The organism is Streptomyces chartreusis NRRL 3882, assembly GCF_900236475.1.
Lineage (GTDB): Bacteria > Actinomycetota > Actinomycetes > Streptomycetales > Streptomycetaceae > Streptomyces > Streptomyces chartreusis_D.
Genome location: NZ_LT963352.1, coordinates 2,652,864 through 2,678,040, shown reverse-complemented (window position 1 = coordinate 2,678,040; position 25,177 = coordinate 2,652,864). Strand labels below are relative to the sequence as shown.

The 25,177-nt window shown below is 71.6% G+C and carries 20 protein-coding genes; 11 read left to right on the top strand and 9 right to left on the bottom strand.

Features of this window, described 5'->3' with window-relative positions:
* Positions 1-157: 157 nt before the first annotated feature.
* The 4 genes from SCNRRL3882_RS11760 (at position 158) to serA (ending at position 5,528) form a co-directional block, all read left to right on the top strand.
* Entirely contained in the window at positions 158-2,005 is a 1,848-nt protein-coding gene (locus SCNRRL3882_RS11760) for an acetolactate synthase large subunit (RefSeq protein ID WP_010048628.1), read from the top strand.
* A 21-nt stretch (positions 2,006-2,026) separates the two neighbouring features.
* A complete protein-coding gene (ilvN, locus tag SCNRRL3882_RS11755; RefSeq protein WP_010048631.1) occupies positions 2,027-2,551 on the top strand; it encodes an acetolactate synthase small subunit in 525 nt (174 codons plus the stop codon).
* 121 nt (positions 2,552-2,672) lie between these two features.
* Positions 2,673-3,671: a ketol-acid reductoisomerase gene (ilvC, locus tag SCNRRL3882_RS11750; RefSeq protein WP_010048635.1), complete on the top strand. Its 999-nt coding sequence runs from the start codon at positions 2,673-2,675 to the stop codon at positions 3,669-3,671.
* Between the two features lie 267 nt (positions 3,672-3,938).
* Complete coding sequence (gene serA, locus SCNRRL3882_RS11745) at positions 3,939-5,528, top strand: phosphoglycerate dehydrogenase (RefSeq protein ID WP_010048637.1); 1,590 nt, start codon at positions 3,939-3,941, stop codon at positions 5,526-5,528.
* Positions 5,529-5,583: 55 nt separating this feature from the next.
* On the opposite strand, the gene SCNRRL3882_RS11740 is transcribed toward serA, so the two are convergent.
* Positions 5,584-7,125, bottom strand: a complete 1,542-nt coding sequence (locus SCNRRL3882_RS11740) for an MFS transporter (RefSeq protein ID WP_029181788.1) — start codon at positions 7,123-7,125, stop codon at positions 5,584-5,586.
* Positions 7,126-7,212: 87 nt separating this feature from the next.
* Between SCNRRL3882_RS11740 and SCNRRL3882_RS11735 the strand changes: the two genes are divergently transcribed.
* Entirely contained in the window at positions 7,213-7,791 is a 579-nt protein-coding gene (locus SCNRRL3882_RS11735; RefSeq protein WP_010048639.1) for a TetR/AcrR family transcriptional regulator, read from the top strand.
* Here the strand turns inward: SCNRRL3882_RS11735 and SCNRRL3882_RS11730 are convergent.
* From SCNRRL3882_RS11730 to SCNRRL3882_RS11705, 6 genes are all read right to left on the bottom strand, one after another.
* Complete coding sequence (locus SCNRRL3882_RS11730; protein ID WP_010048640.1) at positions 7,778-8,464, bottom strand: ATP-binding cassette domain-containing protein; 687 nt, start codon at positions 8,462-8,464, stop codon at positions 7,778-7,780. The two genes, SCNRRL3882_RS11735 and SCNRRL3882_RS11730, sit on opposite strands and share 14 nt — an antisense overlap.
* On the bottom strand, positions 8,461-9,429 hold the full coding sequence (locus SCNRRL3882_RS11725; RefSeq protein WP_010048641.1) for an ABC transporter ATP-binding protein: 969 nt from the start codon (positions 9,427-9,429) through the stop codon (positions 8,461-8,463). The genes SCNRRL3882_RS11730 and SCNRRL3882_RS11725 overlap by 4 nt, the downstream gene beginning before the upstream one ends.
* Positions 9,419-11,188: an ABC transporter permease subunit gene (locus SCNRRL3882_RS11720; RefSeq protein ID WP_050810347.1), complete on the bottom strand. Its 1,770-nt coding sequence runs from the start codon at positions 11,186-11,188 to the stop codon at positions 9,419-9,421. Before SCNRRL3882_RS11720 ends, SCNRRL3882_RS11725 begins: the two co-directional genes overlap by 11 nt.
* Positions 11,185-12,678, bottom strand: coding sequence for an ABC transporter substrate-binding protein (locus SCNRRL3882_RS11715; protein ID WP_010048643.1), 1,494 nt, complete (start codon positions 12,676-12,678; stop codon positions 11,185-11,187). Before SCNRRL3882_RS11715 ends, SCNRRL3882_RS11720 begins: the two co-directional genes overlap by 4 nt.
* 105 nt (positions 12,679-12,783) lie before the next feature.
* A complete protein-coding gene (locus tag SCNRRL3882_RS11710; RefSeq protein ID WP_231911112.1) occupies positions 12,784-14,094 on the bottom strand; it encodes a vanadium-dependent haloperoxidase in 1,311 nt (436 codons plus the stop codon).
* Between the two features lie 101 nt (positions 14,095-14,195).
* A complete protein-coding gene (locus tag SCNRRL3882_RS11705) occupies positions 14,196-15,536 on the bottom strand; it encodes a PucR family transcriptional regulator (RefSeq protein ID WP_040904433.1) in 1,341 nt (446 codons plus the stop codon).
* Between the two features lie 190 nt (positions 15,537-15,726).
* On the opposite strand from SCNRRL3882_RS11705, the gene SCNRRL3882_RS11700 reads away from it, so the two are divergent.
* The 4 genes from SCNRRL3882_RS11700 to SCNRRL3882_RS42225 all read left to right on the top strand — a co-directional run bounded on the left by SCNRRL3882_RS11700 (position 15,727) and on the right by SCNRRL3882_RS42225 (position 19,371).
* Positions 15,727-16,653 carry a proline dehydrogenase family protein gene (locus SCNRRL3882_RS11700; protein ID WP_010048650.1) on the top strand — a complete coding sequence of 309 codons (927 nt, stop codon included), beginning with the start codon at positions 15,727-15,729 and terminating at the stop codon, positions 16,651-16,653.
* A 92-nt stretch (positions 16,654-16,745) separates the two neighbouring features.
* A complete protein-coding gene (gene pruA / locus SCNRRL3882_RS11695) occupies positions 16,746-18,377 on the top strand; it encodes an L-glutamate gamma-semialdehyde dehydrogenase (RefSeq protein WP_010048652.1) in 1,632 nt (543 codons plus the stop codon).
* 73 nt (positions 18,378-18,450) lie between these two features.
* The gene (locus SCNRRL3882_RS11690) at positions 18,451-18,993 is read left to right on the top strand and encodes a GNAT family N-acetyltransferase (protein WP_010048654.1); all 543 of its coding nucleotides are present in this window, start codon (positions 18,451-18,453) and stop codon (positions 18,991-18,993) included.
* Positions 18,994-19,239: 246 nt separating this feature from the next.
* The gene (locus tag SCNRRL3882_RS42225) at positions 19,240-19,371 is read left to right on the top strand and encodes a hypothetical protein (RefSeq protein ID WP_010048656.1); all 132 of its coding nucleotides are present in this window, start codon (positions 19,240-19,242) and stop codon (positions 19,369-19,371) included.
* A 52-nt stretch (positions 19,372-19,423) separates the two neighbouring features.
* On the opposite strand, the gene SCNRRL3882_RS11680 is transcribed toward SCNRRL3882_RS42225, so the two are convergent.
* Positions 19,424-20,992, bottom strand: coding sequence for a purple acid phosphatase family protein (locus SCNRRL3882_RS11680; RefSeq protein WP_010048657.1), 1,569 nt, complete (start codon positions 20,990-20,992; stop codon positions 19,424-19,426).
* 154 nt (positions 20,993-21,146) lie between these two features.
* Between SCNRRL3882_RS11680 and SCNRRL3882_RS11675 the strand changes: the two genes are divergently transcribed.
* Both SCNRRL3882_RS11675 and SCNRRL3882_RS11670 read left to right on the top strand, forming a co-directional pair.
* The gene (locus SCNRRL3882_RS11675; protein WP_010048659.1) at positions 21,147-22,190 is read left to right on the top strand and encodes a 3-isopropylmalate dehydrogenase; all 1,044 of its coding nucleotides are present in this window, start codon (positions 21,147-21,149) and stop codon (positions 22,188-22,190) included.
* 242 nt (positions 22,191-22,432) lie between these two features.
* On the top strand, positions 22,433-23,521 hold the full coding sequence (locus SCNRRL3882_RS11670) for a branched-chain amino acid aminotransferase (protein ID WP_010048660.1): 1,089 nt from the start codon (positions 22,433-22,435) through the stop codon (positions 23,519-23,521).
* 115 nt (positions 23,522-23,636) lie between these two features.
* Here SCNRRL3882_RS11670 and SCNRRL3882_RS11665 read toward each other — a convergent pair whose 3' ends face one another.
* Positions 23,637-25,082 carry a cytosine permease gene (locus SCNRRL3882_RS11665; protein WP_010048661.1) on the bottom strand — a complete coding sequence of 482 codons (1,446 nt, stop codon included), beginning with the start codon at positions 25,080-25,082 and terminating at the stop codon, positions 23,637-23,639.
* Between the last annotated feature and the right edge of the window lie 95 nt (positions 25,083-25,177).

Genomic DNA, 25,177 nt, shown 5'->3' with positions numbered 1-25,177 from the left:
GACGCTGAGCCTCGACCGCTCAGCGACCCCACCCGGCGCGCTCCCCTCGCTTGCCTTACGGCACGAGGGGTTTTTTGTTGCACAGGCACCCTCTGCGCAGCAGCCGAAAACCGCACAAACCTCGCAAAAACCCTCAGCATCTGAGAAGAGAATGCCGATGACCGAGCAGGCCACCGGGGCCCATCACCCGCAGCCCCGGCCCCGATCCGGAGGACAGCACTCCGCCCCCGAGCAGGTGACGGGCGCGCAGTCCCTCATCCGTTCCCTCGAGGAGGTCGGCGCCGACACGGTATTCGGCATTCCCGGCGGTGCGATCCTCCCGGCCTACGACCCGCTGATGGACTCCACCAGGGTGCGCCACGTCCTGGTCCGCCACGAGCAGGGCGCCGGTCACGCCGCCACCGGCTACGCGCAGGCCACCGGCAAGGTCGGCGTCTGCATGGCCACCTCGGGCCCGGGCGCCACCAACCTGGTCACCCCGATCGCCGACGCGCACATGGACTCCGTGCCGCTGGTCGCGATCACCGGCCAGGTGGCGTCCAAGGCGATCGGCACGGACGCCTTCCAGGAGGCGGACATCGTCGGCATCACCATGCCGATCACCAAGCACAACTTCCTCGTCACCAAGGCCGAGGACATCCCGCGGATCATCGCCCAGGCGTTCCACATCGCCTCCACCGGCCGCCCCGGCCCGGTCCTGGTCGACATCGCCAAGGACGCGCTCCAGGCGAAGACCACCTTCTCCTGGCCGCCCACCATGGACCTGCCCGGCTACCGGCCCGTCACCAAGCCGCACGCCAAGCAGATCCGCGAGGCCGCCAAGCTCATCACCCAGGCCAGGCGGCCCGTGCTGTACGTCGGCGGCGGCGTGCTCAAGGCCAAGGCCACCGCAGAGCTGAAGGTCCTCGCCGAGCTCACCGGCGCGCCCGTCACCACCACCCTGATGGCGCTCGGCGCGTTCCCCGACAACCACCCGCAGCACCTGGGCATGCCGGGCATGCACGGCTCCGTGGCCGCCGTCACCGCCCTCCAGAAGGCCGACCTGATCGTCGCCCTCGGTGCCCGCTTCGACGACCGCGTCACCGGCAAGCTGGACAGCTTCGCGCCGCTCGCCAAGATCGTCCACGCGGACATCGACCCGGCCGAGATCGGCAAGAACCGCGCCGCCGACGTGCCGATCGTCGGTGACGCCCGCGAGGTCATCGCCGACCTGATCCAGGCCGTGCAGAAGGAGCACAGCGAGGGCCACCAGGGCGACTACGGCATGTGGTGGAACGACCTGAACCGCTGGCGCGAGACCTACCCGCTCGGCTACGACCAGCCCGACGACGGCTCGCTGTCCCCGCAAGCGGTCATCGAGCGCATCGGGCAGCTCGCCCCCGAGGGCACGATCTTCGCGGCGGGCGTCGGCCAGCACCAGATGTGGGCCGCCCACTTCATCGAGTACGACAAGCCGGGCACCTGGCTGAACTCCGGCGGCGCCGGAACGATGGGCTACGCCGTCCCGGCCGCCATGGGCGCCAAGGCCGGCGCACCCGAGCGGGCCGTCTGGGCCATCGACGGTGACGGCTGCTTCCAGATGACCAACCAGGAGCTCACCACCTGCGCCCTGAACAACATCCCGATCAAGGTCGCCGTCATCAACAACGGCGCCCTCGGGATGGTCCGCCAGTGGCAGACCCTCTTCTACAACCAGCGGTACTCCAACACCGTGCTGCACTCCGGCCCGGACGACGTCAACCCCGAGGCCCGCGGCACCCGCGTCCCCGACTTCGTCAAGCTGTCGGAGGCCATGGGCTGCTACGCCATCCGCTGCGAGTCCCCGGACGACCTCGACAAGGTCATCGAAGAGGCGAACTCGGTCAACGACCGCCCGGTCGTCGTCGACTTCATCGTCCACGAGGACGCGATGGTCTGGCCGATGGTCGCCGCCGGCACCTCCAACGACGAGATCATGGCCGCCCGGGACGTCCGCCCCGACTTCGGCGACAACGAAGACGACTGAGCGAGAGAGACCGAAGAGATCATGTCCAAGCACACGCTCTCCGTCCTGGTGGAGAACACCCCCGGCATCCTCGCCCGGATCGCCGCGCTGTTCTCCCGCCGCGGCTTCAACATCGACTCGCTCGCCGTCGGCGTCACCGAGCACCCCGACATCTCCCGGATCACCATCGTCGTGGGGGTGGAGGACCTGCCGCTGGAGCAGGTGACCAAGCAGCTCAACAAGCTCGTCAACGTGCTGAAGATCGTCGAGCTGGAGCCGTCGCAGGCGGTGCAGCGCGAACTCGTCCTGGTGAAGGTGCGCGCCGACAACGAGACGCGCTCCCAGATCGTCGAGATCGTCCAGCTGTTCCGCGCCAAGACCGTCGACGTCTCCCCGGAGGCCGTCACCATCGAGGCCACCGGATCCGGCGAGAAGCTGTCCGCCATGCTCAAGATGCTGGAACCGTACGGCATCAAGGAGCTCGTCCAGTCCGGCACGATCGCGATCGGCCGCGGTGCCCGTTCCATCACGGACCGGTCGCTGCGCGCCCTGGACCGGTCGGCTTAAGACCTGAATCGGGCGGTCGGCGCGCCGTCGGCCGCCCGTATTCCGAGACCCTCAGACTTCCCTTCCGCCCCCCGTCATACGGTGGGACGCAACACCTGCACTCCCGAGGAGAGAACCCAAAGTGGCCGAGCTGTTCTACGACGCCGACGCCGACCTGTCCATCATCCAGGGCCGCAAGGTCGCGGTCATCGGTTACGGCAGCCAGGGCCACGCCCACGCGCTGTCGCTCCGTGACTCGGGTGTCGACGTCCGCGTCGGTCTGCACGAGGGCTCCAAGTCCAAGGCCAAGGCCGAGGAGCAGGGCCTGCGCGTGGTGACGCCGTCGGAGGCCGCCGCCGAGGCCGACGTCATCATGATCCTCGTCCCGGACCCGATCCAGGCCCAGGTCTACGAGGAGCACATCGCCCCCCACCTGAAGGACGGCGACGCGCTGTTCTTCGGCCACGGCCTGAACATCCGCTACGGCTTCATCAAGCCCCCGGCCGGCGTGGACGTCTGCATGGTCGCCCCGAAGGGCCCGGGCCACCTGGTCCGCCGCCAGTACGAGGAGGGCCGCGGCGTTCCCTGCATCGCCGCCGTCGAGCAGGACGCCACGGGCAACGCCTTCGCGCTGGCCCTGTCGTACGCCAAGGGCATCGGCGGCACCCGCGCCGGCGTCATCAAGACGACCTTCACCGAGGAGACCGAGACCGACCTGTTCGGTGAGCAGGCCGTCCTCTGCGGTGGTACGGCCGCGCTGGTGAAGGCGGGCTTCGAGACGCTGACCGAGGCCGGCTACCAGCCGGAGATCGCGTACTTCGAGTGCCTGCACGAGCTGAAGCTGATCGTGGACCTCATGTACGAGGGCGGCCTGGAGAAGATGCGCTGGTCGATCTCCGAGACCGCCGAGTGGGGCGACTACGTGACCGGCCCGCGCATCATCACGGACGCCACCAAGGCCGAGATGAAGAAGGTCCTCGCCGAGATCCAGGACGGCTCCTTCGCGAGGCAGTGGATGGACGAGTACCACGGCGGTCTGAAGAAGTACAACGAGTACAAGAAGCAGGACTCCGAGCACCTGCTGGAGACCACCGGCAAGGAGCTGCGCAAGCTCATGAGCTGGGTCGACGAGGAGGCGTAAGCCTCACGGCCGGGGGCCGGAGCGACAGGCTCCGGCCCTCTCGGCTGACCCGGGGTAACGTCGGTGGTACGGCGTTGTCCATCCCGTCCGGCCACGGACGGGTGATCCTTCCGCAGCGGCACAAGACGACGCCCCGTGCGCCACTAGACTGCTGCACACATACGCGTCAGGCCCACAGCGTCGTGCGTCTTCCACGCGGCAAGCATCCCTCCACCGCCTGCGGCCGTCGGGACGGCCGTCCGCAGCATTGGACTTGTGAGGACTCACGTGAGCTCGAAACCAGTCGTACTCATCGCTGAAGAGCTGTCGCCCGCCACCGTCGACGCGCTGGGCCCGGACTTCGAGATCCGGCAGTGCAACGGCGCGGACCGGGCCGAGCTGCTCCCGGCCATCGCCGAGGTGGACGCGATCCTGATCCGTTCGGCCACCAAGGTCGACGCCGAGGCGATCGCCGCCGCGAACAAGCTCAAGGTCGTCGCGCGAGCCGGCGTCGGCCTGGACAACGTGGACGTCTCCGCCGCCACCAAGGCCGGCGTGATGGTCGTCAACGCCCCCACCTCGAACATCGTGACCGCCGCCGAGCTCGCCTGCGGTCTCCTCCTCGCCACCGCCCGCAACATCCCGCAGGCCAACGCCGCGCTGAAGAACGGCGAGTGGAAGCGCAGCAAGTACACGGGCGTGGAGCTGGCCGAGAAGACCCTCGGTGTCGTGGGTCTGGGACGGATCGGTGCGCTGGTCGCCCAGCGCATGTCCGCCTTCGGCATGAAGGTCGTCGCCTACGACCCGTACGTGCAGCCGGCCCGCGCCGCGCAGATGGGCGTGAAGGTGCTGTCGCTGGACGAGCTGCTGGAGGTCTCCGACTTCATCACCGTCCACCTCCCCAAGACCCCCGAGACCCTCGGCCTGATCGGCGACGAGGCGCTGCGCAAGGTCAAGCCGAGCGTGCGCATCGTCAACGCCGCGCGCGGCGGGATCGTCGACGAGGAGGCGCTGTACTCCGCCCTCAAGGAGGGCCGGGTCGCCGGTGCCGGCCTCGACGTGTACGCCAAGGAGCCGTGCACCGACTCGCCGCTCTTCGAGTTCGACCAGGTCGTGTGCACCCCGCACCTCGGTGCCTCCACCGACGAGGCGCAGGAGAAGGCCGGTATCGCCGTCGCCCGTTCCGTGCGTCTCGCGCTCGCCGGTGAGCTCGTGCCGGACGCGGTGAATGTCCAGGGCGGCGTCATCGCCGAGGACGTCAAGCCGGGTCTGCCGCTCGCCGAGCGCCTGGGCCGGATCTTCACCGCGCTCGCCGGTGAGGTCGCGGTCCGCCTCGACGTCGAGGTGTACGGCGAGATCACCCAGCACGACGTGAAGGTGCTGGAGCTGTCCGCCCTCAAGGGTGTCTTCGAGGACGTCGTCGACGAGACGGTGTCGTACGTCAACGCCCCGCTGTTCGCCCAGGAGCGCGGGGTCGAGGTGCGGCTGACCACCAGCTCGGAGGCGACCGAGCACCGTAACGTCGTCACCGTGCGCGGCACCCTCGCCGACGGCGAGGAGGTGTCGGTCTCCGGCACGCTCGCCGGTCCCAAGCACCTGCAGAAGATCGTCGCCGTCGGCGAGTACGATGTCGACCTCGCGCTCGCCGAGCACATGGTCGTCCTGAAGTACGAGGACCGGCCGGGCGTCGTCGGCACGGTGGGCCGCATCCTCGGCGAGGCGGGCATCAACATCGCCGGCATGCAGGTGTCCCGGGCCGTGGCCGGCGGCGAGGCGCTTGCGGTGCTGACCGTGGACGACACGGTCAACCCCGGTGTCCTGGCCGAGGTGGCGGCGGAGATCGGGGCGACCTCGGCTCGTTCCGTGAACCTGGTCTGATGCTCCCTGGGGGCTGACGCCCCCGGGCCCCCGTTCGCCCTGAACGGGTTCGTCCTCACACGCCGGACGGGCTGAGTCGATCAGCTCGTCCGGCGTTTTCCCGTATGTGGACCCGCCGCAGGGTCACCGCCGCGGCTGCCGCCGCACCGGCCAGCAGCACCGCGCCCGTGATCGCCGCCGCGTGCATGCCGCTGGTGAAGGCCTCGCGTGCCGCCGTCGCCAGGGCGTCCCCCGCGCGCCCCGGCATCCGGTCGGCGACGGCCAGGGCGCCGCCCAGTGTCTCGCGGGCCGGAGCGGGGGCCGGGGCCGGGATCTCGTGGCGGTAGACGGCCGTACCGATGGAGCCGAGGAACGCCATGCTCAGCGCGCCGCCGAACTCCGTCCCGGTCTCCAGCAGGGACGAGGCCGCGCCGGCTTTCTCCACCGGAGCGGCGCTCAGGGCCAGGTCCGCCACCTGGGACATGACGGCGACGATGCCGCAGGCCAGGACGCCGCATGCGGCCAGCAGCAGCCAGAGGGAGTCCGTTCCGGCCAGGGCCAGCATCACGTAACCGCACGCGCTGACGGCGAAGCCCGCGCCGACGACGTGAGCGCGCGGAACGCCCCGCTGCACGAGCCGTGCGCCGACCGGCGCCGCGAGCCCGATGGGCACCGACGGCAGCAGGCTCCACAGCGCGGCTTCGAGGGGGCTCTTGTCCAGGACCGACTGGATGTACTGGGTCGTGAAGTACGCCGAGCCCATCATGCCGAAGGCGGCGACGAGGTTGAGGACGACGGCCGGGGTGAAGCCGCGGTCCCGGAACAGCTCCGGCGAGATCAGCGGGGACACCGCCGTGCGCTGGCGGTGGACGAACAGGGCGGCGAAGAGCAGGCCGACCGTCACCGACATCACGTACCGCACGTTCCAGCCCTCCGACGCGAGTTCCTTCAGGCCGTAGATCACCGGGAGCACCGCCGCCATCGACAGGGGCACGCTCACCCGGTCGAAGCGGCCGGGGCGCGGGTTGCGTGACTCGGGCAGCAGGACTGGACCAAGGACCAGGAGCAGCAGCATCGCGGGCAGGTTGACCAGGAAGACCGAGCCCCACCAGAAGTGCTCGACGAGCACACCGCTCATCACCGAGCCGAGCGCGATGCCGGCCGTCATCACACCGGACCACACCCCGATCGCCTTGGTGCGCTGCGCGGGGTCGGTGAACATCGTGCGCACCAGCGCCATCGTGGACGGCATCAGCGTCGCGCCGCCGATACCGAGGACGGCGCGGGCGGCGATCAGGGTCTCGGCGCTGTTGGCGTAGGCCGCGACCAGGGAGGCCGTACCGAAGGCGGCGGCTCCGACCAGCAGGAGCCTGCGGCGGCCGATGCGGTCGCCGAGCGAGCCCATCGTCATCAGCAGGCCGGCCAGGACGAAGCCGTAGATGTCGAAGATCCACAGCTGCTGGGTGGCGCTCGGCTCCAGATCCGCGCTGATCGCGGGGATCGCGAAGTACAGGACGGACACGTCCATCGAAACCAGCAGCAGCGGCAGCATCAGCACGCCGAGAGCCGTCCATTCGCGGCGGCCGGCGCGGGCGGGAGGGTGTGGGTTCGTCGTCATGGGGCAGGACTGTACGGGCGTCTTAAACGCTTGTCTAGGACGTTTGTATAAGACGGACGTCTGGATGTCGGAGTAGGGTGACGAGCCATGGGACACCGTGAGGATCTGCTCGAAGGCGCCAAGCGCTGCCTGATGGCGAAGGGGTTCGTGCGCACGACGGCGCGCGACATCGTCAAGGAGTCGGGGACCAATCTGGCGTCGATCGGCTACCACTACGGCTCGAAGGACGCGCTGCTCGCGCGGGCGTACGTCGAGATGGTGGAGGGGATGTCCGAAGCCTTCGAGGGAGGCGGCGAGCTGAGCGGGGAACCGGGGTCGCCGGAGCGGTTCGCCGCGGTGTGGGCGAACATCATCGCCACCATGCGCGAGCCCGGTTCGATGTGGCGGCTCAGCATGGAGATCGTGGCCATGGGCGACCAGCTGCCGGAGGTGCGGGAGCATCTCGCACGGGCCCAGCGGGAGGGGGCGCGCGGCATCGTCACGCTCTTCCACGGCGGGCGCGAGGAGGACGTCCCCGAGGAGCGGGTGGACACCCTCGGGTACTTCTACCTGACCCTGATGATGGGTCTCATGGCGCAGTGGACCTTCGACCCGAAGAGCGCTCCCGAGGCCGGGCAGCTCGCCGAGGGGCTCCGCCAGGTGATCGAGGCCGCTACCCGGAAGTGACGCCGACGCGTCCCTCGCGCATCTCGACGATCCGGTCCGCGAAGTGCCGTACGACCGCCCGGTCGTGGCAGATGAACAGGTAGCCGAGACCCAGGTCGTCCTGGAGGTCGGCGAGCAGGTTCAGCACGCCCGCGCGTACCGAAGGGTCGAGTGACGACACCGGCTCGTCGAGTACCAGCAGCCGCGGTTCGGACGCCAGGGCACGGGCGATGCCGGCGCGCTGGCACTGGCCGCCGGAGAGCTCGTGCGGGTGGCGGTCGCCGTACGCGGGGTCGAGGCCGACCCGGTCGAGGAGTTCGGCGACCCGGGCCGGGCCGTCGGCGGGATGCCAGCGGCCCTGGATCTTCAGCGGTTCGGCGATGGCGTCGCGGATGCGGTGGCGGGGACTCAGCGAGCCGTACGGGTCCTGGAAGACGGGCTGCATACGGGGCCGCAGCGGGCGTAGTTCGCGTTCGGTGAGGGCCGTCAACTCACGTCCCTCGAAGTGGACTTCACCACCGGCCGGGCGGGGCAGCTGGAGTACCGCCAGAGCTGTGGACGACTTGCCGCAGCCGGACGGGCCGTTCAGGGCGAGGGTCTCGCCGGCGGCCAGGGCGAAGGAGACGCCGTCCACGGCGGTGACCGGGCCGTACCGGACGACCAGGTCGCGGACGTCGAGCAGGGGTTCGGTCATGCGGGCTGCCGCTCCTTCAGGAACAACTCGGCGGCCGGGTAGGGGAGTTCCTCCCAGCGGTGGCAGGCGACCAGGCGGCCGGAGACCTGCCGTGGCTCCGGTTCCGCCGTGTGGCAGGAGTCCGCCGCGAGCGGGCAGCGCGGGGCGAAGGCGCAGCCCGGCGGAAGGGCGCCCGGGGCGGGCGGGGTGCCGCGCAGGGCGGGGAGGCGACGGCCCGGGGGCGCGTTCTGCGGGAGGGATGCCAGCAGTCCGGCCGTGTAGGGGGCGCGGGGGCGGGCCAGTACCTCGTCGGCGGCGCCGAGTTCGGTGAGGCGTCCGGCGTACATGACCAGCACACGATCCGCGTGGCCCCGCACGACGTCCATGTCGTGCGTGACCAGGACGAGCGCGGCGCCGACCGCCTCCCGCTGCTCGGCGAGCAGCCGCAGCACCTGGTCGCGGCGCTCCTCGTCGAGGGCGGTGGTGGGTTCGTCGGCGACCACGATGTCCGGTTCGTTGATCGTGGCCATGGCGATCACGGCCCGCTGCCGCATGCCGCCGGAGTACTCGTGCGGATACGCCCGCGCCTTGCGTGCCGCGTCCGGGATGCCGACGCGGTCCAGGGCCGCGACCGCCCGGGCCCGGGCCTCGGTGCGCGAGACCCCGGCCACCGACCGCACGGCGGCGGCGAGTTGGTCACCCACCCGGTGCACGGGTGACAGGGCCGACAGGGCGTCCTGCGGGACGAGGGAGACGCGCCGGCCCCGGTGGGCCGAGAGGTCCGGGCTGATCGTCCCGCTCGTCGTCGCGCCGCGCGGCAGCATGCCGAGGAGCGCGCGGGCCGTGAGGGACTTGCCCGCCCCCGACTCGCCGACGATCGCCAGCACTTCGCGAGGCCGGACGTCGAAGGACAGGCCGCGCACGGCCTCGACCCCGTCGAAGGCGATCCGCAACTCGCGCACCGACAGCAGCGGCTCAGACTCCAACGGGGGCCTCCTTCGTCATCTTGACCGGAGTCGGGGTGGCTCGCCGTCCCCTCCGGCCCTGTGTCAGTGCCGCGCCCGACACCGCGAGGCCCGCGAGCAGGGCCAGCGCCACCGCCGGGGCGAGGGCGGCCCAAGGGGCGCGCTCCACATAGGCGCGGGACTCGTCGAGCAGCAGACCCCACTCGGGGGCGGGCGGCTGGGCGCCCAGACCCAGGAAGCCCAGCGAGGCCAGGGCCAGGGCGATGCCCGGCAGGCGCAGCAGGGCGTGGCGGGCGACCGGGGCGGCCACCGACGGCAGGACGTGCCGGGTGAGGATCCAGAACGGGCTCGCCCCGATGGCCCGTTGGGCGGTCAGGAACGCCGACGCCCGCACCTCCTGCACCAGCGCCGCCGCGTGCGCGGACAGGGCAGGCCAGGAGATCAGCGCGACCGCGAGGGCCGCGCCGCCGGTGCCGGGGCCGACGGCCGCCGCGACCAGGATGCCGACGATCACCGGGGGCAGGGCGTTGGCGATGTCCGCGGCGCCCTCCGCGATCCGGGGCAGGAAGCCCAGGACGAGCGCGACCAGCAGGCTCAGCAGGCAGACGGCCGCCGCCGTGCCGGCCGTGGAGGCGGCGCCGTGACCGAGGCGCGCGAGCACGTCACGGCCGAGGCCGTCGGTGCCGAGCGGGTGCGCCCAGGAGGGCGCGGCCAGCCGGGCCGTGGTGTTGACGGCGTACGGGTCGCGCAGCAGGCCCCAGCCGATGGTGACGGCGAGGACGGTGAACAGCGACAACGGGACCGCGGGATGTGCGCGCACCGGCCGTGCCGGGGGCAGTGCCAGCGAGGCGTCCCGCAGGGCCGGGCCCAGCAGCCGCCGCCGGGCGAGCGCCGCCAGCGCGCCCGTGACCAGCCCGAGCGCGAGCAGCGCGAGCACCGCGCCCTGGAGCAGCGGCAGGTCCTGTGACTTGGCCGCGCCGAGCGCGGTACGGCCGATGCCCGGCACCGCGAAGACCGTCTCCACGGCGACCGCGCCTCCGGTGAGCCCCACGGCGACCATCCCGAACTGCGGGACCAGCGGCGGCAGGACGCGGCGCAGGGCCGCCCCGGCGATCCGCGCCCGGCTCACCCCGGCGCCCCGCCACAGCTCCACCCACCGCTCGTCGAGCACGGCGGGCAGCGCGTCCGCGACCAGACGCCCGAGCAGGGCGCCGCCGGGGACGCCGAGGGCCACGGCGGGCAGGACCATGTTCTCCGGCCCCGCCCAGCCCGACGTCGGCAGCCACCCCAGCCACACTCCGAACACCAGCAGCACGACCGTGGCCAGCAGGAACTCGGGTATGGCGACCAGCATCGCGGCCCAGGCCCCGGCCGAGGACCGGCCCCGCACCAGCACCGGCGCGACCAGGGTGCACGCCAGCAGCAGCGCCAGGCCGAGCGAGGCGCCCATCAGCGCCAGTGACACCTGGAGCCCGGAGACCACCGAGGGCAGGACCTCGGTGCCCGACACCCAGGAGGTGCCGAGGTCGCCGTGCAGCAGGTCCGAGGCCCAGTGGCCGAGCAGGGACAGGGGCCCGGCGTCCAGACCGAGGTCCCGCCGTACGGAGTCCAGGGCTTCCTTCGTCGGGTCCTGCTCGGCGGATCGGGCCCGCAGCACGGCGAGCGCCGGGTCCCGGCCGGAGAGCCAGGGCAGCAGGCCGACGGCGGCCAGGACGGCGATCAGACTGAGCAGGCGGGTCAGAGCGGCGGCGTCCGCCAACCGCCGTATCCGGGCTCTCACTTGACGTAGGTGTCCGCCGTGACCAGTTCCCGCTCGCGCGGGTCGTGGGCGACACCGGTCACGCCGGCGGCGTCGCCCTGGATCACGCGTTCGTGCAGCATGGGCACGGCCGCGTCCGTGCCGAGTACGGCTGCCTCGGCGGCGATGACCGCCTTGCGCCGGACGTCGCCGGTCGGCGTCCGGCCGGCCTTCTTCAGGGCCTTGTCGACGGCCGGGTCCGCGAGCTGGGAGATGTTGAAGGAGCCGTCGGAGGCGAAGTCGCTGTAGAGGTAGGCGGCCGGGTCGCCGGAGTCCAGCACGGTGGCGCGGGAGAGGATGAACGCGTCGAAGCGGCCCGCCAGCGCGTCGGACTCGATGTTGGCGTACTCGCGGACGTCGAGCTTCACCTTGAACCCGGCCTTCTGCAGCTGCTGTTGCAGCGCGGCGGCGACCTCGGGCAACTCGGCGCGGTCGGTGAAGGTGCCGATGGTGATCGTCTTGCCGGCCGGGGTGCCGGCCTCGGCCCGCTTCACCGGCTCGCGCAGCTCGGCCGCCCACGGCAGGGCGGGGCCGAGCAGCCCCTCGGCGACATCGGCGCGCCCCTCGTACACGCCCTTCACGATCGACTCGGCGTCGATCGCCGCACGGGCCGCCGCCCGCAGCGCGGCGTCCTTGAAGACGCCCTTCTCGGTGTTGAGGTACAGGGTGTTGGTGCGCGGCATGGGCACCTCGGTGATCAGGTCCTGGTCCAGCACCGCCGCCTGCGAGACCGGCACCGCCTCGACGATGTCGGCCTCGCCGGTGCGCAGGGCGGCGGCACGGGCGGTGCCGTCGGGGACGAACCGGACGTCGATGCCGGGGGCCTTGGCCTTCTTCCCCCAGTAGCCGTCGTAGCGGTCGAGGGCGGCGGAGGAGGTGCCGTTGACCTTCGTCAGCTCGAAGGGGCCGGTGCCCGCGCCGACGGGGCTGACGGTCTTGCCCCGGTAGGCCTTGGCCGCAAGGATCGACAGCTGCGGGGAGCTGAGCCGCTGTGGGACCAGGGGGTCCTCGGTGGCGGTGGTGACGGTGACCTTGTCGCCGTCGGCCTTCGCGGTCAGGTCCACGCCGTCGAGGATGCGGGGCTTGGGGGAGGCGGCGGCGGCCTTGGTCAGGGAGTTGACGACGGTTTCGGCGGTGAGCTTCGTCCCGTCGTGGAAGGTGACGCCGTCGCGCAGGGTGAAGGTCCAGCTCCGGCCGGACTGGGTCCACTCGGTGGCCAGGGCCGGCTCGGCGTCACCGTCCGCGTTCAGCTTCACCAGGGTCTCCGCCGTGGACCAGCGTGACAGCTTGAAGGCGTCGTCGGACAGCGGGGACAGCGCCGAGCGCGGGGGCAGCATCATCGCGACGCGTATGCGCTTGCCCCCTGCCCCGGAGTCGTCGGTGGCCGGCTGCCCACCGGAGAAGCAGCCGGTGAGCAGGGCGGAAGCCGCGCTGAGGGCAGTGAGGGGGACGAGACGAGCGGGGACGCGCACGGGACACCTCGGTCAAGGCCTGGTAAATGATTGAACGCGGCACGACCGTAGCATGATGACAATCGTTTTCAGAAGTGTCCTCGATCGGCTGCCCGCGGCAGGGCGTCAGGGAACCGGTCGGAAGTACGTCCGCAGCGCCCAGGCGGCGAGTCGCCGGCCGGTGGCGTCGCCCACCTCGTCGGCCGTCCGGGTGTGGATCCCGCCCCAGACCCGGGCGTCGACGACGTCCCGTTCGTACTCGTGGGCGTAGCGGTAGTGGCGGGACGTGCCGGTGGAGGTCGAGCGGATGTACAGGTCGACGCGGGAGGTGCCGAGGACCCCGGTCAGCATGCGCATCAGCGCACCGCCCATGGTGGCGTGCCCACTGAGGTAGTCGGGATGGGCCGGAGTGACGAGCAGCGGCTCCCAGCGCCGGTCCGCCCGGGTCGCCGGGTTGCCGTCGGTGTCGGCCTCCCGGATGGCGGTGACGGGCCGCCAGGTGCCGTAGTGGAGCTTGGCGTCCCAGGCGGTGATGACGGCGTCCGCCTGCGCCGTGTTGGCCGCCGCGTACAGGCGTGCCGTCTCGGCGATGCCGAACCCGTGCCGGGTGGCGTGGTCGCCCAGGGCCCCTTGCAGGTCGAGGACGGCGAAGTACCGGGCGGTGTCCGTCTGTTCGGGGGTCCGGTGCGAGCCGGTCCGGCCTCCGTAGGCCGCCAGCTCGTGGAGGTCCCGCGCGTACCGGGCGGAGCGCGGTGAGGGTGGCGGGCCGGGGCGGAACTGGTGCGGGGAGTCCAGCAGCAGCGGCCGGACCCGGCCGATCCAGGCACTGGCGAAGGGCTCGTGCCCGGGCGGGGTGGGACGCCAGACGCCGGGGCGCGGACGGGCGGGAAACGGTACGGACGCGCCCCGGCCGTCGTCACGGCGGAGTTCGATGACGTGGTCGGCGGCGCGCTTCCCGAACGCGACGCCCTCGTCCTCGGCCGCACCGTCGGGGATCTCCGCGAGAGTGCCGGTCAGGGCGGTGTCCAGCCGGGGCGCGGCTCCGGGGAAGTGATGGCGCAGCACCCGGTGCGCGGCCGAGGCGGCGGCCGCCGCGGACGAGGCCGTACGAGGCGCCCGCCCGTCCCACTTGTACGGCGTGTAGCGGCCCTCGATGCCGACGACGGCGTTGTAGACGGCGGTGGAGACGTACGCGTCCCAGATGAGCGACTCGGGCGGGGCCGGGTGGGCCTCGGCCCGGATGGTGGCACCCGCCGTGCGCATCCACTCGATCACGGTCGACGCGTCCCGTTCGCCCTGCCCGGCTCCGGACCCCGCGCCCGCAGGGCGGCCCGCCCCCGCACTCGCGTGGCTGCCCGGCAGCGCGAGCGCGAGCACCCCGCAGGCCAGCCCCGCCACCACCGTTCGCGTCGCAGACCAGGCGCGTCGGTTCCGCACGTGAACTCCTCCCGGCCGATGGCACGCCAGGAGAACCGTGACCGCGCGCGGCACCCGGCGGCGTGGCTCCGTGCCGAAACCGCCCGTTCAGGCGAGGGGACTCACCCGGACGGCCCGATGTCCTGACCGTGTGCGAGCCGGGCCCCCTTCAGCGCCATGTGCAGGAGCAGGCGGTCCTCGCCGTCGTCCAGGTCCAGGCCGGTGAGCTTCTCGATCCGGGACAGGCGGTAGTACAGCGTCTGACGGTGGATGCCCAGCTCGGCGGCGGCCCGGGCGGCCTGGCCGGCGCAGTCGAGGTAGACCTCGGCGGTACGGGCCAGCTCCCGGTGGACGGGGAAGAGCAGGGCGTGTACCGCCGGGTCGCGGGCCACCTCCGGCGGCAGCGCGGTGAGCAGCCGGAACGGCCCGATCGACGTCCACTCGGCGACGGGCCCCAGCCGGGACTCGGCCAAGGCGGCCCGCGCCGCCGCCGAGGCCTCCCACCAGGCGGTTCCCAGCTCGGCGAGACCGGAGCGGGGTGTCGCGAGACCGGCGGCGGGGGAGGCGGTGCCGGTGCCCGCCGCGCGCGAGGCGCCGCCGGCCGGGCCGGACGGAGCGGTGCCGGTGCCCGCTCCGCGTGGCATGCCCGTGGACGTCCCGCGTGCGGGGCTCTTTGCCGCGCCCCGGGCGTCGGGCCCCGTCGGACCGCCCGCCCGTTCCAGCAGGCGGGCCGCCGCTGTCGTCGCCGGGGTCAGTACGTCCGCCGAGCGCAGGCGGACCAGGACGGCCACGCACTGGGACGAGGTCCCCCACGGCAGGGTGCACAGGGCTGTCGCGCCCGGCATCGTGCGGACCGACGGGGCGTCGTCGGGGTCGGCCGTGGGCCAGGGGGCGACGCAGAGCACCGTGTGGAGGCCGTCGGCGCGGGGACCGAGGGCGGTGCGGAGTTCCGCGATGGCCATGTCGCGCTGCCAGTCGCGGTCGGCCGTGAGGACGGCCCGCAGCTCGCGGCTGAGGTCGGCGCCGTGCTGGGCCTCGTCCGCGAGCAGCGCGCCGATCCGGGCCGTGACCTGCATGGCGGCGGACAGCTGGCGCTCGCTCGGGCCGGGATCGTCGTCCAGCAGCCAGACATAGCCGTGGACCACGCCCCGGTGGCGGACGGGCAGGCAGATCCGGCCCCGGTACACCCCGGCCTCCGGCGTCGGCGGGATACGCACCGGGCCCGTCGCACGGGTGATGCCGAAGCCCTCGAACCACGCCCGGACGGCCGACGTCGAGCGGCGGGTCAGGATCGAGCGGGTGCGCACCGGGTCCAGGGCCGACGGATCGAGGTCACCCTCACTGTCGTACGCGCCGAAGGCGATCAGCTCGAAGTCCCGGTTCTCCAGCGTCGCGGGCGCCCCGAGCAGCTCCGAGATCTCGTCGACCAGCTCCTCGTAGTCACCCCTGTGTTCCGACGTCATCCGGGCATTGTCCCGCACTCCAGGGGAGCCTTCATACATCTGTCTGAGATCTGCGGCACGGATGCGTGACAGCTGTCGATGGCCGACGATCGGGGGGATCCTTAGGTTTCACGGTGGTTCTCCGCGCCGTACCCGAAGCGTCATCCGCCCGGGGTCCGGCCATCCGTTGGTTGTGCTCTGGAGGTGCCCCGTGCTGGGTCCCGTGATTCTCGCCGCGTCGCGCAGCGACCGGATGCGACGCCTGATCTCGGCGGCCCCGGTGACCAGGCAGGTCGTCGACCGGTTCATCCCCGGCGAGGACGTCGACGACATCGTTCCGGTCATCCGGGACCTCACCGGGCAGGGCCTGGAGCTGACGATGGACGTCGTGGGCGAGGACATCACCAGCCCCGCGCAGGCCGCCGCCGCCCGGGACGCCTACCTGGAGCTGATCGACCGCCTGAAGCCGCTGGAGCTCGGCACCCGCGCCGAGATGTCCGTGAAGCTGTCGATGTTCGGGCAGGCGCTGGACGGCGGCCACGAACTGGCCCTCGCCAACGTCCGCCCGGTCGTCGAGGCCGCCGCCGAGATCGGCACCACGGTCACCCTGGACGCCGAGGACCACACCACCCTCGACTCGATGTTCGCCATCCACGAGGAGCTGCGGAAGGACTTCCCGCAGACCGGCTGCGTCATCCAGGCGTACCTCTTCCGCACCGAGGCCGACGCCCGCCGCCTCGCCGCGAACGGCAGCCGGGTGCGCCTCGTCAAGGGCGCGTACAAGGAGCCGTCCTCGGTCGCGTATCTGGACAAACACGAGATCGACCGGGCATACGTTCGGATCCTCAGGACGTTGATGGAGGGGGAGGGGTACCCGATGGTCGGGTCCCACGACCCGCGCCTGATCGCCATCGGCCAGGAGCTCGCCCACCGCGCCGGGCGAAAGCTCGACGAGTACGAGTTCCAGATGCTCTACGGCATCCGCACCGAGGAGCACCTGCGGCTGGCCGCCGAGGGCCACCGGATGCGCGTGTACACGGCCTACGGCACCGACTGGTACGGCTACTTCATGCGCCGACTCGCGGAGAAGCCGGCCAACCTGCGCTTCTTCGCCCGCTCGATGCTGACAAAGGGCTGAGAGCCCGACCAGGGCCGAGGCTCCTCAAGGCAAGGCTGAGGCTCGCCAAGGGCTGAGACCGAAACACCGTTCAGTAAGGAGTTACGGAAAACATGGACGCTGTGACCCAGGTCCCCACCCCCGTCAACGAGCCGGTGCACGGCTACGCCCCCGGCTCGCCCGAGCGTGCCCGGCTGGAGGCTCGCCTGAAGGAGCTGGCCGACAACCCGGTCGACCTGCCCTGCACCATCGGCGGCGAGAAGCGGATGGGCGGCGGTGAGGCCTTCAAGGTCGTCCAGCCGCACAACCACCAGGCCGTGCTCGGCACGTACCGCAACGCCACGCAGGCGGACGCCCAGGACGCCATCGACGCGGCCCTGGCCGCCGCGCCCGCCTGGCGCGCCATGTCCTTCGACGACCGCGCGGCGATCATCCTGCGCGCCGCCGAGCTGCTGTCCGGCCCCTGGCGCGAGACGCTCGCCGCCTCCACCATGCTCGGCCAGTCCAAGACCGCCCAGCAGGCCGAGATCGACACGCCCTGCGAGCTGATCGACTTCTGGCGGTTCAACGTCTCCTACGCCCGCAAGCTCCTGGCCGAGCAGCCCCCGGCCAACTCCCCGGGTGTGTGGAACCGCCTGGACCACCGCCCGCTGGAGGGCTTCGTCTACGCGATCACGCCCTTCAACTTCACCGCGATCGCGGGCAACCTGCCCACGGCCCCGGCCCTGATGGGCAACGTCGTCGTCTGGAAGCCGTCCCCGACGCAGACCCACGCCGCCGTGCTGCTCATGCAGCTCCTGGAGGAGGCCGGCCTGCCCAAGGGCGTCATCAACCTCGTCACCGGCGACGGCATCGAGGTCTCGAAGGTCGCCCTGGAGCACCGCGACCTCGCGGGCATCCACTTCACCGGCTCGACCAAGACCTTCCAGTACCTGTGGAAGACGGTCGGCAACAACATCGAGAAGTACCGCACCTACCCGCGTCTGGTCGGCGAGACCGGCGGCAAGGACTTCCTCGTCGCCCACCCCTCGGCCGACCCGGCGATCCTGAAGACAGCGCTGACCCGGGGTGCCTTCGAGTACCAGGGCCAGAAGTGCAGCGCCACCTCCCGGGCGTACATCCCCGCCTCGATCTGGAACTCCGGTTTCAAGGAGGAGTGGGCCGCCGAGGTCGACGGCATCAAGATGGGCGACGTCACCGACCTGTCGAACTTCATCGGCGCCGTCATCGACGAGCGTGCCTTCGCCAAGAACAAGGCCGCCATCGACCGTGCCAAGGAGGACCCCTCCTGCACGATCGTCGCGGGCGGCACCTACGACGACTCCGAGGGCTGGTTCGTCCGCCCGACCGTCATCGAGTGCACCGACCCGGAGAACGAGGTCTTCCGCACCGAGTACTTCGGCCCGGTCATCGCCGTGCACGTCTACGAGGACGAGAAGTACGACGAGATGCTGACCCAGATGGAGTCCGTCTCCGACTACGCCCTCACCGGCTCGGTCATCGCGAACGACCGCGCGGCGGCCGCCCACACGGCGAACAAGCTCCGCTACGCCGCCGGCAACTTCTACATCAACGACAAGTCGACCGGCGCCGTCGTCGGCCAGCAGCCCTTCGGCGGCGGCCGTGCCTCCGGCACCAACGACAAGGCCGGTGCACCGCAGAACCTGATGCGCTGGACCCTGACCCGCGCCATCAAGGAGACGCTGGTCCCGCCGACCGACTACACCTACCCGCACATGGGCTGAGTCCCGGCGAACCGACGGGCCAGGTCACGAAACGACCTGGCCCGTCGGCATGTCCGCGGGGAAGACTGACCCGATGACCACCCGAGCACGCACCGCCCACACCGCCGACCTCACGCCGGCCGAACTCCACGCCGCACGGGCCCTGCTGGACGCCGCCTTCGACGGCGACTTCGGCGACGAGGACTGGGACCACGGCCTCGGCGGCATGCACGTCCTCGTGCACGACGGCTCCGGGCTCGCCGCGCACGGGGCGGTCGTGATGCGCCGGGTGCGGCACCGCGGCCGGTGGCTGCGCGTCGGGTACGTCGAGAACGTCGCCGTACGCGCCGACGCCCGCCGCACCGGCCTCGGCGGGCAGGTCATGGCGGAGCTGGAACGCGTCGTCGACCGCGCCTACGACCTCGGCGCCCTCTCCGCCAGCGACGACGGCGCCCGGCTCTACACCTCCCGCGGCTGGCGGCTGTGGCGCGGCCAGGTGCACGCCCTCAGCCCGCGGGACGGCGTCGTCCGCCTGCCGGACGAAGAGGACAGCACCTACGTCCGGCCCGCCCTCGCCGGGCCGCTCGACCCCGCGCACGAGCTGCTCTTCGACTGGCGCGACGGAGATGTGCTCTAGGGATCACCGCAGGTCAGCGGGGTGTCACGTAGTCCACCGTCTCAGATAGTAGGAAGTCCGAGTAATTGTGGAGACAGATGCTCCGGCCTCCCTTAGTTTTGTAGGAGCCGAACGTCTCGCTCGACCAAGCGAATGGCGGTCGTGAGCCGGGCCCCGTGCAGGCAACCCCTGCGGCACCGCTCCCCGCCCCATCCGGCGTCTCGTATCCCTTTCCGCACTCCATGCTGTCGAAGGAGTCGATTTCCCATGGCCGAGACGACCGTCCGCCGCCGAGTCCGTCACGTCTCCCGTACGAGCGAGTCCGACCGCAAGAACGCCGCCGCAGCGCTCCAGCGCGCCCTCGACCGCAGGGACAACGGCGGATCCACCGGTCACTGAGCCGTACCACCCCTGGTCCGGGAGCCGCACCCGACGAGGCGCGGTGCGGGGCTCACACCCCGCGCCGCACCTCGAAATGGTCGATCCGCTCACCGCTCGACGCCAGCGCCGACACCTTCAGCCTCGGCGCGGCGCCGCTCACGGCCTCCACCGACAGGAACGAGAACCCGCGGTAGCGCACCCGCGACCACTGCACCGACTCGGCCTTGGTGTCCCGGGACTTCGTCCACCGGAAGGTGCCGACCGGCTCGTGGTCGGCGGCGTTCCCCTCGTAGCTCTCCTTCACGCCGTCGGGGAAGCCGTACAGCTCCTTGCCGCCGCCGCCCGCCGTGACGTACACGATCCCGTCCCGCCGGGGATCCGTCGTCCCGCCCACCGGCACCGGCCTGCCCACCTCGCCGTTCCGGATGGCGTCGGTCCGCTCGTAGACGTGGTTGTGCCCGTTGATCACCAGGTCCACCTGGTGCTTGGCGAACAGGGGCAGCCACGCGGCGCGCACCCCGCCGTCGGAGGCGTGCGTGGACGTCGAGTACGCGCAGTGGTGGAAGAAGACGACGATGAAGTCGACGTCCCGCGCCGCTCGGAGTTCGCCGAGCTTCCTGTCCAGCCACGTCGTCTGCCGCCCCTCCGTGTAGCCGAAGTTGGCGGAGATCTCGTACGACACGTCGTTCGCGTCCAGCGCGACCACGCCGACGTTGCCGTACGTGAAGGCGTACACCCCCGGTGCCGTCCGCGCGTCGAAGCCGCTGTCCGGCAGGGAGAAACGGGCGAGCTGGCCGCCGTAGCCGTCCGGCGAGTACCAGGCCTCCATGTCGTGGTTGCCGGTCGTCACCATCCACGGCACCGACCTGGCCACCGGCTCGGTCTGCTTCAGGAACCGGTCCCACTGCCCGGCGTCGAAGACGTCCGACTCCTTGCCCTTGCCGGTCGGGTCGGCGTAGCAGATGTCGCCGGCGTGGAGGTGGAAGGCAGGGCCCCGGCGCAGCAGCAGACGGTCGTTCAGGGCCGCCTCCTCGCCGACGCCCTGGTCGCCGAACGCGGTGAACACGAACCGCTCCGGCGGGCTCGCGGGTGCCGTGCGGAACGACGTGACGGTCGACCGGTGCCGCGGGGACGCCGGGTCGAAGCCCTCGTGGCCGACGCCGTAGTAGTACGTCGTGTCCGGGCGCAGGCCGTCCAGCGCCGCGTGCAGGTAGTACTGCTCCACCGCCGGCCGTACGCCCTTCAGCTCCGGGGTGTGCAGGTCGCGCAGCTCCGCCTCGACCTTGCGGCCGAGGTCGTCGGGGCGCAGGCCCACCCGGACGTACGGCCCCCGCACCGCCAGCGGCACCTGCCAGGAGATCCGCATCTGCGTCTTCGGGTCGGCGCCGAAGGCGAGATGGCGGCCGAAGGGGGTGACGAAGGAGCCGGGCGTCTTCGACGTGCTCGGCGACGGGCTCCTGGTCGCCGTACCGCTCCCGGGTCCCGGGCCGGAGCAGCCGGTCAGCAGGCCGCCCGCGACCGCGCCCGCCGTCACCAGCGTGCGGCGCCGCGACAGCCGCGTGCGCAGGTACTCGTGCTGTTCCGCCATGCTCATCCGGCGTGCGAGCTCGGGCGGGATGCCGAAGTGGGGGATCTCCATGTCGGGTCAACTTCCCAGCGAACGTCAACATCCGCCCCCCGTACGGGTGAACGGAAACCGTCGGCCGAGTGCGGTCCCCCTGGCGGGTCAACGGCGTCTGTCCGCATCACGGACACCCTGTGTCATCCCATGGGACGAGGAGTAGGGTGCCCGCATGTCTCGCAGCATCAATCTCGCAGTGATTCCCGGTGACGGCATCGGCCAGGAAGTCGTGGCCGAAGGCCTGAAGGTCCTCTCCGCCGTCCTTCCGCAGGATGTGAAGCTGGAGACCAAGGAGTACGACTTCGGCGCCCGGCGCTACCACGCCACCGGTGAGACCCTCACCGACGCGGACCTCGACGCCCTGAAGAAGCACGACGCCATCCTGCTCGGCGCGATCGGCGACCCGAGCGTGCCGTCCGGCGTCCTGGAGCGCGGCTTCCTGCTGAAGCTCCGCTTCGCCTTCGACCACCACGTCAACCTGCGTCCGTCGAAGCTGCTCCCGGGCGTCGCGACCCCGCTGGCCGGCGAGCCGCAGATCGACTTCGTCGTGGTCCGCGAGGGCACCGAGGGCCCGTACACCGGCAACGGCGGCACGATCCGCAAGGGCACCGAGCACGAGGTCGCCACCGAGGTGTCCGTGAACACGGCCTTCGGTGTCGAGCGCGTGGTCCGCGACGCCTTCGCACGTGCCCAGGCCCGCCCGCGCAAGAAGCTGGCGCTGATCCACAAGAACAACGTGCTGACCTTCGCGGGCCACCTGTGGACGAACATCTTCAACAAGGTGGCCGAGGAGTTCCCCGAGGTCACCACCGAGTACATGCACGTCGACGCGGCCACGATCTACCTGGTCACCCAGCCCGAGCGCTTCGACGTGATCGTCACCGACAACCTCTTCGGTGACATCATCACCGACCTCGCCGCGGCCGTCTCCGGCGGCATCGGTGTGGCGGCCTCCGGCAACATCAACCCGTCCGGAGAGTTCCCCTCGATGTTCGAGCCCGTGCACGGCTCGGCCCCGGACATCGCCGGCCAGGGCAAGGCCGACCCGACCGCCACGGTGCTGTCCGTCGCCCTGCTCCTGCGCCACCTCGGCTACGAGGCCGAGGCCGCCCGGATCGACGAGGCGGTCTCCGCCGACCTGTCGGAGCGCACCGGCAAGCCCGCCCGCTCCACCTCGGAGATCGGCGACGCGCTCGCCGTACGAGTAGCCGGCTGACCCGCCGCTGCTCATCCCAAGCCGCCGGGTCGCATCCGCACCCGGCGGCTTCCGCATGTCCCCGCCGGGTGTCACCATCGACCACCGGGCCGTATTCACCCCGTTCCTTCCGCCGCTGCCCGCGGGCGATAATCGAACGCGAGGCCGCGGAACGAGGGAACGCTCGGACGTCCTGGCACTGGTCACCATCAGAGCTGTACCGAGCGCGGCCCGTCACTACAACCGGTGAAGGACTTCAACCCATGACGACGCCCACGATCGAGCTCAAGCCGTCCGCCAACCCGCTCTCCGCCGCAGAACGGGAGGCGATCCTGGCCAACCCCGGGTTCGGCCGCCACTTCACCGACCACATGGTGACGATCAAGTGGACGGAGGGCCGCGGCTGGCACGACGGCCAACTCGTGCCGTACGCGCCGATCTCCCTCGACCCCGCGACCACGGTCCTGCACTACGCGCAGGAGATCTTCGAGGGGCTGAAGGCCTACCGCCGCCCCGACGGCTCGGTCGCCACGTTTCGTCCGGAGAAGAACGCCGAGCGCTTCCAGAGCTCCGCGCGCCGGCTGGCGATGCCGGAGCTGCCGGTCGAGACGTTCATCGAGGCGTGCGACGCGCTGGTGAGGCAGGACAAGGCCTGGGTGCCGGCGCACGGCGGGGAGGAGTCCCTCTACCTGCGTCCGTTCATGATCGCGACCGAGGTCGGGCTGGGCGTGAAGCCCGCGAACGAGTACCTGTTCCTGGTCATCGCCTCCCCGGCCGGCGCCTACTTCCCGGGCGGCGTCAAGCCGGTCTCCATCTGGGTCTCCGAGGACCGCGTCCGCGCCGTCCCCGGCGGCATGGGCGACGCGAAGACCGGCGGCAACTACGCGGCGTCCCTGCTGGCGCAGGCCGAGGCCGCGGCCAAGGGCTGTGACCAGGTCTGCTACCTCGACGCGGTCGAGCACCAGTGGGTCGAGGAGCTCGGCGGCATGAACCTGTACTTCGTGTACGGCAACAAGATCGTCACGCCGTCCCTCACGGGTTCGATCCTGGAGGGTGTCACCCGCGACTCGTTGCTCGCCGTCGCCCGTGATCTCGGGTACGAGGCCGAGGAAGGCCGGGTCTCGGTCGACCAGTGGCAGCGGGACTCGGAGAACGGGTCGCTCACCGAGGTGTTCGCCTGCGGTACGGCTGCGGTGATCACGCCGGTCGGGACGGTGAAGCGCGCCGGGGCCGAGTGGCAGCAGAGCGGGGGCGAGCCGGGCGAGGTCACGCTCCGGCTCCGCCAGGCCCTGCTCGACATCCAGCGCGGTACGGCGGAGGACAAGCACGGCTGGATGCACCAGCTGGGATAAGAAGCACTCGGCGTCGAGGCCGGGGGCCGGGGGCTCCGCCCCAGGCCTATGCCCACCCACCGCCCGAATCGGTCGGTCAAGAAGCCGGAGCACCGGCGTCGCCCTCGGGCTCCCGCTACACGCCTCCCGAATCGGTCGGACAGGTGGCAGGGCCAGCTACCTCGGCCCCGGGCTCCTTCATCAGCGAGCCCGGGGCCGACAGCGCGTACGCCACCCCGCCCACCAGCCCCGACAGCAGGAAGCTGCAGTCCACCCCGCCGGTCAGTGCCAGCAGCGGGCCCTGGTACGACGGCAGGGACACCGCCAGGGCGCCGACGAGTGCACCGGCCGCCCAGGAGAGGGTCGCCGGGACGTTCCAGCCGGCGCGGTACCAGTAGACGCCGCCCCGCGCGCGGCGGTTGAAGACCTGGAGGGCGTCCGCGTCGTACACCCCGCCGCAGCGGGCGAAGCCGATGAGGGTGATCACCGCCCAGGGCGTGCCGATGGCTGTCAGCAGCAGCACGAAGGACGTCATCGCGTTCTGCGCGGTCGAGTAGTAGTGCCCGGCGAAGACGCAGGCCGTGGCCACCACGGCGACCGTGTACGTGGCCCTGGCCCGGGAGGCGCGCGGCAGGATCGCGTCGAGGTCCAGGCCCATCGAGTACAGCATCAGACCCGCGTTGCCGACCGAGCCCGCGGAGGCCGCCAGCAGCAGCGGCACGAGGTACCAGGCGGGGGCCGCGTCGACCAGCGGCCCCGCGTAGTCGAGGGCGGCCCGGGCCGCGTACGCCGTGAAGGTGCCGAAGAGCTGCGGCACCAGCAGCCCCAGCATCAGCCCCAGCCAGGTCGCGTGCAGCACCCGGCGTGAGGAGTGGCGGGCCGGGGAGATGTAGCGGGTGTAGTCGCCGAGCAGCGTGATGAACGCGATCGGCCCGGACAGCCCGGCGGCCACGGCCGCGAGCAGCCAGGTCGGCCAGAACCCATCCAGCAGATAGCCGCCGGTCTCCGGCAGCGCGGCGGTGGTGAAGCCGGGTGCGTAGGCGATCACGCCCAGCGCCAGCAGGGCCGTCATGCCGAAGGCCAGGATCCGGGACATGGTGAGCAGCACCCGGTAGCCGTACACCGCGCCCGCGACGGTGGCCGCGGCGAGCAGTCCGTAGACGATCCCGTAGGACGTCCCGCCCTGCGGCAGCCCGGCCAGCCGGCCCAGCACGCTCACCATCACGTCCCCGCCGATCCACACGGTCAGCGCGGTGTAGCCGAGGGCCAGCAGCAGGCCGACCACCGAGCCGACCAGCCGGCCGCGGACCCCGAACTGGGCGCCGGAGGAGGTCGACAGGTTGGTGCCGGTGCGCAGCGAGACCAGGGCGAGGGGAGCCGTGAGCACCACGCCCACCACCGTGCCCGCCAGGACCGCGCTGACCGACGACCACCAGTCGAGGCCGAAGGACGGCGGCAGCCAGCCGAAGACGATCACGCCCAGGCAGAGGTTGGAGCCGAGCAGGATCGAGACGAGGTCCCGCGGCCCACTGGTCCGCTCCTCCTCGGGGATGGTGTCGACTCCGCGCTGTTCGATCGGCATGCTTGTCTCCCTCGGTTAGAGCGACGTTCAATGTGATGGGAGTCGCAGCTCGCCGTCAACCTTCCGGAGGAGGGAATTTCATGTTTAGAGTGATG

Excerpts from the sequence above, each read along its gene's own strand:
- SCNRRL3882_RS11760 (WP_010048628.1), top strand. The coding sequence starts at position 158 with ATGACCGAGCAGGCCACCGGGGCCCATCACCCGCAGCCCCGGCCCCGA.
- ilvN (WP_010048631.1), top strand. The coding sequence starts at position 2,027 with ATGTCCAAGCACACGCTCTCCGTCCTGGTGGAGAACACCCCCGGCATC.
- SCNRRL3882_RS11740 (WP_029181788.1), bottom strand. The coding sequence starts at position 7,125 with ATGACGACGAACCCACACCCTCCCGCCCGCGCCGGCCGCCGCGAATGG.
- SCNRRL3882_RS11735 (WP_010048639.1), top strand. The coding sequence starts at position 7,213 with ATGGGACACCGTGAGGATCTGCTCGAAGGCGCCAAGCGCTGCCTGATG.
- SCNRRL3882_RS11730 (WP_010048640.1), bottom strand. The coding sequence starts at position 8,464 with ATGACCGAACCCCTGCTCGACGTCCGCGACCTGGTCGTCCGGTACGGC.
- SCNRRL3882_RS11705 (WP_040904433.1), bottom strand. The coding sequence starts at position 15,536 with ATGACGTCGGAACACAGGGGTGACTACGAGGAGCTGGTCGACGAGATC.
- pruA (WP_010048652.1), top strand. The coding sequence starts at position 16,746 with ATGGACGCTGTGACCCAGGTCCCCACCCCCGTCAACGAGCCGGTGCAC.
- SCNRRL3882_RS11690 (WP_010048654.1), top strand. The coding sequence starts at position 18,451 with ATGACCACCCGAGCACGCACCGCCCACACCGCCGACCTCACGCCGGCC.
- SCNRRL3882_RS42225 (WP_010048656.1), top strand. The coding sequence starts at position 19,240 with ATGGCCGAGACGACCGTCCGCCGCCGAGTCCGTCACGTCTCCCGTACG.
- SCNRRL3882_RS11680 (WP_010048657.1), bottom strand. The coding sequence starts at position 20,992 with ATGGAGATCCCCCACTTCGGCATCCCGCCCGAGCTCGCACGCCGGATG.
- SCNRRL3882_RS11675 (WP_010048659.1), top strand. The coding sequence starts at position 21,147 with ATGTCTCGCAGCATCAATCTCGCAGTGATTCCCGGTGACGGCATCGGC.
- SCNRRL3882_RS11670 (WP_010048660.1), top strand. The coding sequence starts at position 22,433 with ATGACGACGCCCACGATCGAGCTCAAGCCGTCCGCCAACCCGCTCTCC.
- SCNRRL3882_RS11665 (WP_010048661.1), bottom strand. The coding sequence starts at position 25,082 with ATGCCGATCGAACAGCGCGGAGTCGACACCATCCCCGAGGAGGAGCGG.